Source organism: Methylobacterium sp. 1973, from assembly GCF_040545035.1.
Lineage (GTDB): Bacteria > Pseudomonadota > Alphaproteobacteria > Rhizobiales > Beijerinckiaceae > Methylobacterium > Methylobacterium fujisawaense.
Genome location: NZ_JBEPLA010000001.1, coordinates 354,024 through 366,493 on the forward strand (window position 1 = coordinate 354,024; position 12,470 = coordinate 366,493).

The 12,470-nt window shown below is 75.0% G+C and carries 17 protein-coding genes; 4 read left to right on the forward strand and 13 right to left on the reverse strand.

Going from position 1 to position 12,470, the window contains the following annotated elements:
• Window positions 1–36 precede the first annotated feature (36 nt).
• The 7 genes from ABIC70_RS01755 to ABIC70_RS01785 are packed head-to-tail and all read right to left on the reverse strand — an operon-like array spanning window position 37 to window position 2,973.
• Entirely contained in the window at window positions 37–609 is a 573-nt protein-coding gene (locus ABIC70_RS01755) for a phage tail tape measure protein (RefSeq protein WP_354438710.1), read from the reverse strand.
• Between the two features lie 9 nt (window positions 610–618).
• Window positions 619–822, reverse strand: a complete 204-nt coding sequence (locus tag ABIC70_RS01760; RefSeq protein WP_075382066.1) for a phage tail assembly chaperone — start codon at window positions 820–822, stop codon at window positions 619–621.
• Window positions 823–836: 14 nt separating this feature from the next.
• Window positions 837–1,169 carry a gene transfer agent family protein gene (locus ABIC70_RS01765; RefSeq protein ID WP_043387351.1) on the reverse strand — a complete coding sequence of 111 codons (333 nt, stop codon included), beginning with the start codon at window positions 1,167–1,169 and terminating at the stop codon, window positions 837–839.
• Between the two features lie 5 nt (window positions 1,170–1,174).
• The gene (locus tag ABIC70_RS01770; protein ID WP_043349538.1) at window positions 1,175–1,585 is read right to left on the reverse strand and encodes a phage major tail protein, TP901-1 family; all 411 of its coding nucleotides are present in this window, start codon (window positions 1,583–1,585) and stop codon (window positions 1,175–1,177) included.
• Between the two features lie 11 nt (window positions 1,586–1,596).
• Window positions 1,597–2,025, reverse strand: a complete 429-nt coding sequence (gene gp17, locus ABIC70_RS01775; RefSeq protein ID WP_043349542.1) for a tail completion protein gp17 — start codon at window positions 2,023–2,025, stop codon at window positions 1,597–1,599.
• Entirely contained in the window at window positions 2,022–2,375 is a 354-nt protein-coding gene (locus ABIC70_RS01780) for a head-tail adaptor protein (protein ID WP_043349544.1), read from the reverse strand. The genes gp17 and ABIC70_RS01780 overlap by 4 nt, the downstream gene beginning before the upstream one ends.
• Window positions 2,376–2,409: 34 nt before the next feature.
• Window positions 2,410–2,973 (reverse strand): head-tail connector protein, encoded by a 564-nt coding sequence (locus ABIC70_RS01785; RefSeq protein WP_043349547.1) that lies wholly within the window; start codon window positions 2,971–2,973, stop codon window positions 2,410–2,412.
• Between the two features lie 25 nt (window positions 2,974–2,998).
• Between ABIC70_RS01785 and ABIC70_RS01790 the strand changes: the two genes are divergently transcribed.
• The 3 genes from ABIC70_RS01790 to dps all read left to right on the forward strand — a co-directional run bounded on the left by ABIC70_RS01790 (window position 2,999) and on the right by dps (window position 5,477).
• Window positions 2,999–3,769 (forward strand): S1 family peptidase, encoded by a 771-nt coding sequence (locus ABIC70_RS01790; protein WP_043760114.1) that lies wholly within the window; start codon window positions 2,999–3,001, stop codon window positions 3,767–3,769.
• 126 nt (window positions 3,770–3,895) lie between these two features.
• Window positions 3,896–4,819 (forward strand): S1 family peptidase, encoded by a 924-nt coding sequence (locus tag ABIC70_RS01795; protein ID WP_078947095.1) that lies wholly within the window; start codon window positions 3,896–3,898, stop codon window positions 4,817–4,819.
• A 112-nt stretch (window positions 4,820–4,931) separates the two neighbouring features.
• Window positions 4,932–5,477, forward strand: coding sequence for a DNA starvation/stationary phase protection protein Dps (gene dps / locus ABIC70_RS01800; RefSeq protein ID WP_043353382.1), 546 nt, complete (start codon window positions 4,932–4,934; stop codon window positions 5,475–5,477).
• 248 nt (window positions 5,478–5,725) lie between these two features.
• On the opposite strand, the gene ABIC70_RS01805 is transcribed toward dps, so the two are convergent.
• From ABIC70_RS01805 to ABIC70_RS01815, 3 genes are all read right to left on the reverse strand, one after another.
• A complete protein-coding gene (locus tag ABIC70_RS01805) occupies window positions 5,726–7,018 on the reverse strand; it encodes a phage major capsid protein (RefSeq protein ID WP_354438711.1) in 1,293 nt (430 codons plus the stop codon).
• Window positions 7,019–7,044: 26 nt separating this feature from the next.
• Window positions 7,045–7,557 (reverse strand): HK97 family phage prohead protease, encoded by a 513-nt coding sequence (locus tag ABIC70_RS01810; protein WP_354438712.1) that lies wholly within the window; start codon window positions 7,555–7,557, stop codon window positions 7,045–7,047.
• Between the two features lie 93 nt (window positions 7,558–7,650).
• Window positions 7,651–8,844, reverse strand: coding sequence for a phage portal protein (locus ABIC70_RS01815; RefSeq protein ID WP_053609249.1), 1,194 nt, complete (start codon window positions 8,842–8,844; stop codon window positions 7,651–7,653).
• Window positions 8,845–8,874: 30 nt separating this feature from the next.
• Here ABIC70_RS01815 and ABIC70_RS01820 point away from each other — a divergent pair, with 30 nt between their 5' ends.
• Window positions 8,875–9,852 (forward strand): hypothetical protein, encoded by a 978-nt coding sequence (locus tag ABIC70_RS01820; protein WP_354438713.1) that lies wholly within the window; start codon window positions 8,875–8,877, stop codon window positions 9,850–9,852.
• A 322-nt stretch (window positions 9,853–10,174) separates the two neighbouring features.
• On the opposite strand, the gene ABIC70_RS01825 is transcribed toward ABIC70_RS01820, so the two are convergent.
• From ABIC70_RS01825 to ABIC70_RS01835, 3 genes are all read right to left on the reverse strand, one after another.
• A complete protein-coding gene (locus ABIC70_RS01825; RefSeq protein WP_193376707.1) occupies window positions 10,175–11,476 on the reverse strand; it encodes a DNA-packaging protein in 1,302 nt (433 codons plus the stop codon).
• Window positions 11,442–12,080: a helix-turn-helix domain-containing protein gene (locus ABIC70_RS01830; RefSeq protein ID WP_043760106.1), complete on the reverse strand. Its 639-nt coding sequence runs from the start codon at window positions 12,078–12,080 to the stop codon at window positions 11,442–11,444. Before ABIC70_RS01830 ends, ABIC70_RS01825 begins: the two co-directional genes overlap by 35 nt.
• Window positions 12,081–12,201: 121 nt before the next feature.
• Window positions 12,202–12,435: a DUF3761 domain-containing protein gene (locus ABIC70_RS01835; protein WP_078947098.1), complete on the reverse strand. Its 234-nt coding sequence runs from the start codon at window positions 12,433–12,435 to the stop codon at window positions 12,202–12,204.
• Window positions 12,436–12,470 lie beyond the last annotated feature (35 nt).

Sequence of the window (12,470 nt, forward strand, 5' to 3'; positions counted from 1 at the left end):
TCGGCGGTTGGAGCGGGGCGTCGGCGGCGGGATCCCTCACGTCGCCCGCTGGCCGCGCGCCACCGCCCGGGCGAGGCTCGCGGTCACCTGGGCCTCGGAGCGGCGGAAAGCTCCCGGGTCGGGAGTCGCGATGTTGACGGTCACGGAGATCGGCCGGGCCTGAGCGCCGCCCGCGGCGACGCCGAGCCGCCCGTCCGGACCGCGGCCCAGGGGCAGGATCGCCTCGGGGCCGGCCTCGCCCATGAGGCCGGCGCCCCCCGCCATGGGGAAGTAGGTCGGTGCGGCCACGACACCGCCGGCGGCGAAGGGCTGGACGCGGCCGCCCCGGAACACGCCGCCCCGGGCGAAGCCGGTCTCCGAGCCCGAGCCCAGCATCGCGCCGATGAGGCCCGTGACGCCCGATTGGATCGGCCCGGCCGCCGCCCGCGCCGCCACGCCGGCGAGGCGCGCCCCGATCGTGCCCAGCACCCCGTCGAGGCTGCGACCGGAGGCGGTCCCGCGGGTCAGGGCCGTGTCGAGGCTGCGGCCGAAAGTCTGCGCCAGGCGGTCGAGGGTCTCGAGCTGCCTGATCCGGTCGTCGGCCTGGGTGTCGGTCTCGCTCTCGGCCATCGGGGCGCCTCATGTCGGATCGGGATAGGCGGCGAGCAGCCGCGCGAAGGCGGCGCGGGTCAGCGGCTCCGGCCCGCCGCGCCGGCCGAGCGCGGCGGCGAATTCGCGCGGGGTCGCCGACCAGAAATCGCGGGGCCGCCAGCCCAGAGCGCCGAGGCCGAGGGCCAGGGCGTCGTCCCAGGGGAAGCGGCCCGGAGCCGGACGCGGCGGCAGATCCGCATCCGGCTCTAGGGAGGGTTTGCCGGGCCCGGCGCCTCCCCGAAGGCGGCCGCCAGGACGTCCCCCAGGGCGGCCGAGACGGCATCGAGCCCCCCCGCGAGGGGCAGCCGCGCCACCGCCGCGTCGTCGAGATCGTGGCCGCCGCCCCGCAGGGCGACGCCCAGAAGGGCGATCAGGTCGCGGGCCGAGACGCGGCCGCCCGCGAAGCGCGCGGCGAGGCCCGCAAGATCACCGGCCTGGAGCGCGGTCTCCAGCTCGGCCAGCGCCCCGAGGGTGAGGCAGAGGGTGTAGCGCTGCCCGCCGAGGTCGAGCGGCACCTCGCCGCGGATCCGGTTGGCCATGGGATTCAGGCCGCCGCGAAGGCGAGTGCGCCGCCGGATTCGAGGCTCATGTCGAAGGTCACCTCGCCGGCATGGTCGCCCCGGTATTCGAGGCTCGCGATCTGGAACGGTCCCTCCAGGGTCCCGAAGGCCGGGATCACGATCTGGAACACCTCGACCGCGCCCTCGAAGAACAGCAGCCGCAGGCGCGCATCCGACGCCTGGTCGCGGAACACGCCGGAGCCGGCGATCGCGGCCCGGCGCACCCCGGCGCCGGCCAGCAATTCGCGCCAGCGCCCGGCGGAATCGGCGTTGGTGACGTCGACGGTCTCGGCGTTGAGGGTGATCTGGCGGCTGCGCAGGCCCGCCACCGCCGTGAAGCCGCCCGCGCCGTCGCCGGCCCGGATCAGTAGGTCCTTGCCCTTCTGCGCGCCCATCGGCCTTCTCCTCACAGGGTCTCGGTGACGGCCTCGACCGTCAGGCTCGCGCGGGCCTCGCCGGTCCGGGCGTCGCGGTGGGCGCGGACGGCCCGCACCCGCAGGGTGACGAGCCGGCAGCCCGCAAGGGGGAGGACGGGCGGCGTCGCGGCGTCCTGCAGCAGGGCCGCCATCCGCGCCGCGGCGTCGAGGGCGGTGCGCACCGAGCCGGCCTGAGCGATCACCACGATCGCGTGGCTGTGCCGGTGGCGCTCGGCGCCGTCGACGGAATCGTCCGTGATCTCGGCGTCGCCGAACAGGGCGTAGACCGGGAGCGTGCCCCGCGGCGGCTCGTCGTAGAGCCGGACCCGGCCGCCCAGCAGGGCGGCCAGGGCGGCATCGGCGGCGAAGCGGGCGATCAGGCCGGCGCGGAGCGCCAGCAGCGGGCCCGGATCGCTCACGACCGGCCCTCCCGGGGCAGTTCCTCGACGTGGCAGATCAGGTCGCGGCCCCGCGCATCCGGCTCGGTGACGGCGCGGATCGCGAAGCGGCGGGGCCCGGCGGCGAGCCGCATGGTCGGGTCGAGCTCGGCCCGGCTCCGCAGGGTGACGCGGTAGGCGGGCAGCGTGTCGGTGCGGCCGCCCGCCGGGCGATCGGCCATCCCCGCCGGGGCTAGGGCCCCCCACAGGACCGGGCCGGCCACGTAGCGGCGCAGCACGCCCCCGAAGCCGTCCGGCTCTTCCAGGGGCCGTTCGAGCACGAAGCGGCGGCGCCGCGCGCCGAGGGGCGGGTGTTGGGACGAGGACGCCATCGGGCAAACTCCGGGAGCGAGCGTCACAGCCGTGTCAGAGCCGCATCCGCCGGAACGGCGCGGCGAGTTCGGCCGCGTCGGTACGGGCGGCATCGGGCTCGTCGCCGCGATGCTCGTAGCGGGCGGCGGCGAGACGCAGGATCGCGAGGCGCAGAGGCTCGGGGAGCGGCGGCCCGTCGCCGCCGTATCCCGCCGCGACCTCGATCAGGATCGTGCGGCCGGCGGGATCCGGCACGGCGGGATCGATGCGCAGCGACGGCGCCTCGCCCGGATCGGGGCCGAAGCGCACGAGCCCCGCGGCGAGGTCGGAGACGTCCCCCGAAGCCTCCGCGAAGCCGGCGCGGAGGAGCGCGACCAGGGGGCTCAGGGGCAGCGGCACTTGCCCGTCCGGCGGCCATGCGGACAGGGCGATCCGGTAGCGGCCCGGGATCAGGATCCGGCGGGTCTCGATCTCCAGGCTCGCGCGCGCCGCACTGATCAGGGCCTGGAGCAGCCCGTCCTCGTCGGCGCCCGCATCGGACTCGAACCGCAGGTAGGCGCGCAGGTCGGGCACGCCCACCGGCTCGACGGCGGCGGCCTCGATGCGTAACGGGATCATCGCGCGTCTCTCTGCAGGTGGTCCGATGCCGATCTCGAAGCGCCGCCCGGTGCGCCACCCGGCGGGGGGGAGCCTTGCGGCGGCCTTCGCGGCGGCCCTGGCGCCGATCCTGGCGTTCGCCGCCCTCCCGGCGCAGGCGGTGGTCGGCGGCACCGAGGCCCCGGCCGGCGGGGCCGTGATGGTCCTGTCGTCGAAGGGCGGCGTCTGCACCGGCGTGGTGCTCGCCCCCGACACGGTGCTGACCGCCGGCCACTGCCTCGCCGACGCAAGGGAGCACCGCGTCCATTTCCGCGACGCCGCCGGCGAACCGGTCCTCGTCGACGTTGCCGCGCAGGCGCTGCATCCGGGCTACGCGCCCGGCGCGGCCGCGGCCCGGCGGCGCTCCATCGACCTCGCGCTGCTGCGCACCGCGACGCCGCTGCCGACCCGCTTCGCGCCCGTGACCCTGAGCGCCGCCCCGGCCCGGGCGGGCGAGATCCTGACCCTGTCGGGCTACGGCGCGGCCAAGCCCGGCGATCCGCGCTCCACCGGCACCTATCGCAGCGTCGGGCTGCCGGTGATCGAGCCCTACGGGCCGAGCCGGGTCCTGGTCTGGCTGAAGGGCACGGGCGGCGGCGCCTGCCAGGGGGATTCCGGCGGCCCGATCGCGGGACCGGACGGGGCCGTCCTGGCGCTGTCGGCCTGGATCGGCGGCGCCTGCGGCGGCCTGACCCAGGGCATCCTGACGGGGCCGCAGCGCGGCTGGATCGATCGCGTGCTCGGTGGCTGGAACCGGACCGCGCGCTGGACGGAGTAACGTCACGGCGACGTGTGCGCAGGGAACCTCAGCTTGGCCGGGCACTTGCCTTGCTCTAGGCTCAACGCGCGCCGCCTCCCGCATCCGGCGCCCCCACCCGCGCAGTGCGCGCGCCCGGAGATCCCGATGTCCCCTCGCCCGATCCGGACGGCCGGCCCCCGCGAGCGCAGCCTGCGCGGCGGCCTGAGGGGCGGCTTGTGGGGCGGCCTGCTCGGCGTGTCGTTGCTCGGCGCCCTGACGGGCCTGCTCCCCACGCCCGCCGCCGCGGTGATCAACGGCGCGACGACGCGGGATCCGAACGGCGCGCGCAGCTTCGTGGTGCGCATCGAGAGCACCGAGGGCGAGATCTGCTCGGGGACGCTGATCGCCCCGGACCTCGTGCTCAGCGCCGCCCACTGCGTCATGCGCCCCGCCGGATACACGGTGATCAGCGTCGACCGGAGCTTCCGGCAGCACCGGACCCCGGTGATCGCCGCCTCCATGCACCCGGACTTCGTGCCCGGCACGACCCCCGAGGATCAGCCCGGCGTCGATCTGGCGCTGCTCAAGCTCGAGCAGCCGCTCGGCAACGACTACGTGCCCCTCGATCCCCGGGGCGCCGGCTCGATCAGCAACGGCGAGCCGGTGGACATCGCGGGCTTCGGCGTGGTGGCGGAGAACCGGCGGAACTCGGCGCGGGTCCTGCGTCTCGCCCATCTCGTGTCGATCGGCTCCCTGCAGGTCGCCAACCGGGTGACCGTCGTGACCGACCGGCGGCGCATGGCCGAGACCTCGGGCGCCGGTGCCTGCCTGGGCGATTCCGGCGGCCCGATCCTGACCGGAGGCCCCGGCGGCTACCGGATCGTCGGCGTGGTGAGCTGGTCGAGCGGGGCCCTGCAGCAGGGCACGCGCCGCACCGCCTGCGGCGGCTTCACCGCCGTGACGCCGGTGGCCGAGCATGCCGGCTGGATCGCCTCGCGCTCGGCGGAACTGCAGCGGATCCAGGTCGGCGAGGCGGCCTCCCGCGGCAACCGGTCGGACTGGATGGCGCGCCCCGGCCGCAACCGCTAGGCGCGCCCTGCGGCGAAACAGTCCCGCCGCCGCGGATCCGTCGCGGCTGCGGGAACCTGAGGCCGCACCGGCACTTTCGCATCCGAACCTTTTCGACTGACGGAGCGAAAGCATGGCCGAGAGCGGCACCAGCACCACACCCCGGACCCACAAGACCCGCAACGACACCGACTCGAACGCCAAGAAGGTCTCGATCGACGCCCTGAACGCACGGCTCGCGGACGGCATCGACCTCGCCCTGGCGATCAAGCAGGCGCACTGGAACCTGAAGGGCCCGCAGTTCATCGGTATCCACGAGATGCTCGACGGGTTCCGCACCGAGCTGGACGACCTCAACGACAAGGTCGCCGAGCGCGCGGTGCAGCTCGGCGCCACGGCCTTCGGATCGGCCCAGGTGGTCGCCGAGCGCACGAAGCTGCCGCCCTACCCGACCGGCATCTACGCCATCGCCGACCACGTCGCGGCGCTGATCGACAGCTATGCCGGCTACGCCAACGCCGTACGCGAGAACATCGACGAGACCGACGAAGCGGGCGATCCCGGCACGGCCGACCTGTTCACCGAGATCTCCCGGGCGGTCGACAAGCACCTCTGGTTCTTGGAGGCCCACGTCCAGGAGCCGACCGGCGCCCTGCGCGACGGCAATCCGGGCCGCTGAAGGCGCGCGGTCCTTCTGAAGGCGCCGGCCCGGGGGAACCCCGTCCGAGACCGGCGCCGTCCCGGACGCGTGCAGTCCCCCCTCCCCCTGTGGGGAGGGGCCAGGGGTGAGAGCGGCTTTGGACCGAGCGGTCCGGTTACGTCCGAACGCCCCCGGTCCCGGTTCTCCCTGACGGCGGAGGAGCGCGCATCGCGGATGAACCAGCGCGGCGATCCGAAAGCGCCGAGGGGGAGCGACGCGGCATCCCCTCAGGAGAATTTCAGCAGCTTGATCGCGTCGAAATCCTGCACCCCACCGCCGACGCGCTTGGTGGTGTAGAACAGCACGTAGGGCTTGGCCGAGTACGGGTCGCGCAGCACCCGCATCCCGGTGCGGTCGACCACAAGGTAGCCCCGGCGGAAATCGCCGAAGGCCACCGACAGGCTGTCCTTGGCGAGATCCGGCATCGCCTCGGCCTCGGTGACCGGGAAGCCGATCAGCGTGGCGGACCGGCCGGCGGCGAGCGGCGGCTGCCAGAGGTAGTTGCCCTCCGCATCCTTGAACTTGCGGATCGCACTCTGGGTGCGCCGGTTCATGACGAAGCCGGCATTCTGCCGGTAGGCCGCCCGCAGCCCGTAGACCAGATCGAACAGCACGTCCGCCGGGCTGGCGGACGGGAAGGCCCCGGCCGCCCCCGTGGCGATCGTGCCGAGCTTGCCCGGCACCCAGGCGGCATTGGCGACCGTGTCGTAGCTGAGGAAGCCCCGCGGGCGGCTCGCGCCGTTGCCGGACACGAAGGCGACGCCCTCCTGCTCGGCGAAGGCGGTCTCCACCTCAGCCGAGAGCCACGCGTCGAGATCCACCACGGCATCGTCGAGAAGCGTCTGGGTGGCGGCGGGCATCGCGTAGAGTTCCATAGCGGGGAACGCGATCTCCGACAGGGCCGGCGCGGCGGTCTCCGGTCGTGGCGCGGTCTCGGCGGCCCAGCCGGTGACCGGCGCGCCCACCGAGACCGCTCGCTTGTACTGGGATCCCGAGATCTGCTGCACGCTGGCGATCGACCGGATCGGCGAGACCTGGCCGAGACGCGTCAGCACGGTGCGCTCGATCGTGTCGGGGATGAGGTAGCCGCCATCCGGCCCGGAGCCGGCCGACAGGGCCTTGGCCTCCAGGCGCTTCAGGCCTGCGCTCTCGCCGGCCCGGACGTAGAGATCGAAGGCGGCCTTGTGCTCGTGCGCGGCCCCCGCCTCGCGGACGTCCGGCTGCCCGAGGGGCGGCCGGGCCCGCTCCAGGGCGATCCGGTCGAGGCGGGTGCGGGCGGCATCGAGGGCCGCGTCGATCCGGGCGAGCTTCTCCTCCGTGAGCACGTCTGCGCCGAGGCGGCCCTCGATCTGGTCGATCCGGGCGTCGTTCGTCTCCTTGAAGGCCGCGAAGGCGGCGGCGAGCTCGTCGAGGGCCGAGCGGACCGGGCCGCCCTCGGGTTGCGCGGCCTTGTTCTCCAGAAGAGGCAGGCCGCTCTTCGTCGCGAAGGCGGGATCGGTGTTCAGGGTCTGGGCGTCCATCGTGAGCCTCGTCGGCGGGGTGAAAGTCAGGACCGCGCGGCCAGCCGAGGCCGGGCGGCGGGTCTGGCGGTGCGGAGCGGGGCGATCAGGCCGGCGAGGCCGCGGATCGCGTCGGCCTCCGGATCCGGCTCGGGGCTCGGGCTCGCCCTCGCCCCCGGCTGCAGCGGGAAGGTCACGAGCGAGATCTCCCAGAGATCGACCTGCTGGAGCCGGCGCTCGCCGCCGGCGCCCTTCCGGGCGCGCAGCGTGCGGAAGCCGATCGACAGCCCGTCGAGGCCGCCGCCGCGCATCAGGGCGTCGACCTCCCGGGCGCGCTGCACCGCGAGGTTGAGCTGGCCTTCCGCGAACAGGCCGCGGCCATCCTCGCGCAGGGCGAGCCACCGGCCGATCGGCTCGGCGGGATCGTGCGCGAACAGGAGCCGCACCCCCGCGGCCCCACGCCGGGCGAGGCTCGCCGCGAAGGCGCCGGGCACCACCACGTCGCGGCCGAGATCGGGCACGCCGAAGAGGCTGGCATAGCCGGAGAAATGCCCGTCCATGGGGGGATCCTCGCGTGAAGCGGGTCGTGAGGGGACGTTCGGAGCTGCCACGGGCCCTCCCTCCCCCGCGCCGGGAGGAGGGAGACCTGCGCCTCACCGGGAACCCGGCTCCTGCGGCATCGCGGGCGGGTAGCCCACCGCCTCGCGCTTCTCTGCCACCGACAGGAAATCGGCGGCCTCGACCCGGCGCCACAGGGATTCCCGCTCCACCGCCAGCGCCTCGATCCGATCGAGGTCCGGCTCCAGGTCGACGAGGCCGAAGGCGGGCTCCAGCCAGCCGGCCAGCGCCTGCGCGGTGCGGGTGGCGAGGGGGATCAGGGTCTGGCGGTAGAGGGCGCGGTTGGCCTCGGCGTAGTTGGCGTGGGTGTTGTCGCCGGGCAGCCCCAGCAGCAGCGGCGGCACGCCGAAGGCCAGGGCGATCTCCCGGGCCGCCGCGTTCTTGGCCGCGACGAAATCCATGTCCCGCGGCGACAGCGCCAGGGGCTTCCAGTCCAGGCCGCCCTCCAGCAGCAGGGGACGGCCGGCATTGGCGGCCCCCTGGTAATTCGCCTCCAGCTCCGCCTTCAGCCGGTCGAATTGCGGTTCGGACAGCGACGCCCCGGCGAAGACCAGGGCCCCGGACGGCCGGGCGGCATTGTCGAGGAGCGCCTTGTTCCAGGCGCTCGCGGCGTTGTGGATGTCGAGGGCCGCGGCGGCGGCCGCGATCGGGGCGAGGCCGCCGGTCTCGTCGTCCGGGTGGAACAGCGCCAGCGCCAGGATCGGCGCCACGGCGGCCCCGGGCTCGGGCAGATCGAACCGGCGGCTGCGTCCGCCCGCCGTGTAGAGATAGGCCGTCGGCCAGCCGTCCGGGCCCGGCAGCATCCGCATGCGCCCGGGCCGGAGAGCCTGGAGCGCCGCGATCCGCCCGTCGAGGCTCACCGCCTCGAGATAGGCCGTGCCGCCGAGCAGGAGGTCGGCATAGACGGTTTCAAGCAGGTGCGTGCCGCTCTCCCGAGGGTTCGGCCGCGCCAGCAGCGCCAGGAGGTCGCCCGCCCGCTCGGCCCCGGGGCCGGTGGCGATCAGCGGCAGGCTCGCGGCGCTCTCGGCGACGAGCCGCACCGCCCGGTGGACCACCGGGTTGGCCTGGTAGCCGGCCCGGGCGAGGGCCGCCGGATCGCGGGGCGTCCAGCTGGCCCGGCCCTCGGCATAGAGGGCGAAGGCCGGGGCCGCGGCGGCCTTGGTGGCGAGCGCCGGGCCGCCGCTGGCGCGGCGCGCCACCCGCGCCAGCCGTTCGAGGAGGGTCGACATGCCGGTCCGTTCCTGAGCTATGGTCACGCGATGCAGCCCCGGTTCCCCACACGGCCCCAGGCGCGGTTCCGGGCGCGCTTCCGCGCCGCCCGTTTCGGCGGCCTCGTCGCGGCGCTCCTCGCCGCGCCCGCCCGGGCCGGGGATGCGCCCGGGCCCGCGCCCCTCTGGCCGGAACCCGATGGAACCCTGATCCTGGCGCGCCCCTTCGGCCGGTCCGAGATCAGCCTGCGCCTGTCCCGGCGGGTCGCCGGAGCGGTGGACACCCTGACCTGGGACGGCGTCACGTTCCTGGCCGATACCGAACCGGGCGATGCCCTGCAGGCGCGGGCGGAGGTCGGGTCCGGACGCGGCTGCCGCCGGGCGAGCGAGGCGGGCACCCCGCAGGACCCCACCGGCGAACCCGCCGCCCGCCGTCTCCGCGCCCTGCGCGCCGGACGGAGCTGGGCCGAGACCGAGACCCGCATGGCCTGGGACGGGCCGTCCGATCCCGCCGACGAGCCCCCGTCAGACTGCCCGACGGGCGCCGCGGCCGCGGCATTGCCCGCGCCGATCCTGCACAAGCGGATTGCCCTCGGCCTGCCCGGCCTCGGCAACGCCGTGGAGGTGCAGGCCCGCTTCGACCTGGCCGAGGCCGCGGCGGCGCTCCGGCTCGAACCCCTCACCGCCGCCGTGCCGGCGGAATTCTCGTCGGCCTGGCGCTTCGACCCGGCCAGCGGCGGGATCGCGCCCCTCGATCCCGAACCGGGGGAGCGGCCGGACCCCGTGATCCTGGCGACGCCGGAGGGCTCGCACGCCCTGGCGGTCTGGGCGCCGGGCCCGCCGGAGCAGGAGCCCGACGCGCCGCGACCCGGCTTCGCGGTCGACGCCGAGGCCGGAGCGAACCGCCTGAGCTGCCGGTTCCGGGTGGCGCACGCCGCCGCCGGCGCGCATGCTTTCGCCTGCTATGCCCTGGTCGGCTCCCTGGCCGACGTCCGGGCCGCCCTGCGGACCCTGACCGCGCCTCCGTGACGGCGCCCCCCGTGCTGGACCGTCCGGATTGCAGGACCCGCCGAGGGCCCGGGGTCCTGGATGCCGGGCGCGCCTGCGGCGCCCCCAGCTGACGGCAAGGATCGTGCCCCCAGGATGCGCGGCCCGATCCACCCGCCGCCGTCGCACAAGCGGAAAGAATTGTGGTGGGGATTCCCAGCACGGGACGGCACGCCGTGGCAGGACAGCTACAGCTTTGGCGCACGACATTGTGTATACAGGATGCAGTTCGTTCCAGAGACCACGAACCACCTCCGGCGCGCTTCTCACGGAAGCGCGCCGAATTGTTTTCTCGCCGCCGCGGTCATAGCCGCCGGATCCGCGGCTCGGCCTGCGGGCCAAGCATCAGATGCGTCAGCGCCCAGACGAGGGCGTCGAGCCGGTCGGGCGAGGCCCCGCCGGACAGGCCGTCCGGCCCGAAATCGCACAGTTCGTCCTCCAGCGCCGGGAACGCCCCGACATGGTGGACCAGTCCGCGAGCGTAGAGCAGCGAGACCGGCTCGGCGCGGAGATACTTGCCGCGCGTAGCGTGCACCCGCGTGACCGGCACCGCGGGGTCGCACTGGCTGAGCACGGCGGCGGCCATCTCGCCACCCTGGTTGACCTCGACCACGAGGGCGTCGGCCTGGAGGCGGTGATAGAGCGCCAGCGCCGCACCCGCCCAGGCCTGCGGGGTGGCACGGGCGAGGCTCGCATCGGCCAGGACGTAGGCGTGCCCCCCCGCGCGCCCGGCCGCCACGATCCCGCAGGCATCCGAGCGCGCCCCGGAGGCGGCCGGGGGATCCACCGCCACGACGATCCGGCCGAGATCGGGCGCGGCGGCGACCCGACCCGCCTCCAGCGCGGCGCGGTTCCACAGGGCGTCGTCCCGGTCGGCGATGAGCTCGCCGTCGAGTTCCTGACGGCCGAGCCGGGTGCCGGCGTAGCGCCCGACCACTTGGTCGAGGAAGTCCGGCGCGAGATGCGCGGCGTTGTCATGCGTCCGGGCACGGCTCACCACCGTGCGCGGATCGGCGAGCAGGCGGCGGATCAGCGGCACCGGCCGGGGGGTCGTCGTCACGCAGTTGCGCGGCCGGGCGCCGAGGCGCAGGCCGAATTGCAGCATGTCGAAGGCGGCGTCCGGCCGGCGCCATTTGGCGGCCTCGTCGCACCACGCGGCGCCGAATTGCGGACCGCGCAGGGCGTCCGGCTCCTCAGCCGAGAAGGCCAGCGCGACCGCACCGTTGCTCCACTCGATGCGGCGGCGGCTCGGCGACCAGACCGGGCGGGCGCGCCCCCGCGCCGGCAGGCCGAGGAGTCCCGAGGGACCGTCGACCATCACGTCGCGCACGTCGAGATGGGTCTCGCCCACGAGCGCGATCCGTCCGATCGGGTCCTCGGTGAAGGCCGGATCGCCCCGGGCGAGGGCGTCGACCCACTCGGCCCCGGTGCGGGTCTTGCCGCTGCCGCGGCCGCCGATCACCGCCCAGGTGGTCCAGGGCTCGGGCGGCGGCAGCTGATCGGGCCGGGCCTGATGCAGCCAGTCGCCGGCCAGGGCCCGGAGCAGGTCCTGAGGCAGGGTCCCGAGGAAGTCAGGCAGCCGTCCGGCCGCCGACAAAGCCAGCATAGCGTCGCGCGATCTCCGCGCGCAGGGCGGGCAGGTCGGGTTCGCTCCCATCGCCCCCCTCCTCCCCCGCGCTCCGCGCCCTGTCCGCATCCACCGTGTCGAGGAGCCGCTTGAGCCCGCCGAGGTCGCGCAGGATCCGGGCGGAGTCGCGCGCGGCCGGCCCCACCCCGCTCAGCGTCGCGTCGAAGGCGGCGATCTGCCGGAGGATGTGGGCGCGCAGATGCGTCCGCAGGGTCGCCGGATCGGTCGCCGGGTCGCCGCGCCGGATCAAAGTCGGCGGCAGATCCGCCCCGAAGGCCGAGGCCAGCATCGCGGCATCGAGCCGGCCGAGTCCCAGGATCTCGGTGACGTCGCCGGGATCGGCGCCCGGGGTGCAGAGCAGGCGGATCAGCGCCGCCCGACGCGCCGCCGGCCACCGCGCCGTCAGGAGCCTGGGCCGATGCTTCCGCGGTCTCAGCCAGCCGGCCCGGACGTTCCAGGTGCGGACCGTGCTCGGATGGACACCGAGGCGGGCGCTGATCGCGTCGAACGGCAGATCGGTCTCTCGGAGAAGCTTCAGGGCCTCGGCGCGGCTATCCGCCCTGCTGGGAGGAGGTGGCCACATCGGCGTCTCTCCGCACACGTCTCGACCGTGCCGTGTTGATACACGGGCAGCGCGACGGTGTCAAGCGCAAATTCCTATTCTTGGCCCGGAATAGGATTTAAGGCAGAGCTCGCCCTGGGCTTCAGCCTTCCCACCGGGCGACGCCGCCGTGGCGGGAGCAGGTGCCGCGATGGGTATGGCTGAAGCTCCACGTCCCGTCCCGGCACTTGGCGGTGGCGCCGGCCGGTTTGGCGCCGTCGAGGCTCTTGGCCGGTTGATGGACCTCGGATCCGTCCCGGCTCCGGTAATGGCCGTGCCGGTCGAGGTTCCGGTCGTCCGGTTCGGAGAAGGGCCGCGCGGTCGCACTGCCCGCCATGGCGAGGAGGAGGCAGCCACCGAGGGCGCACCGGC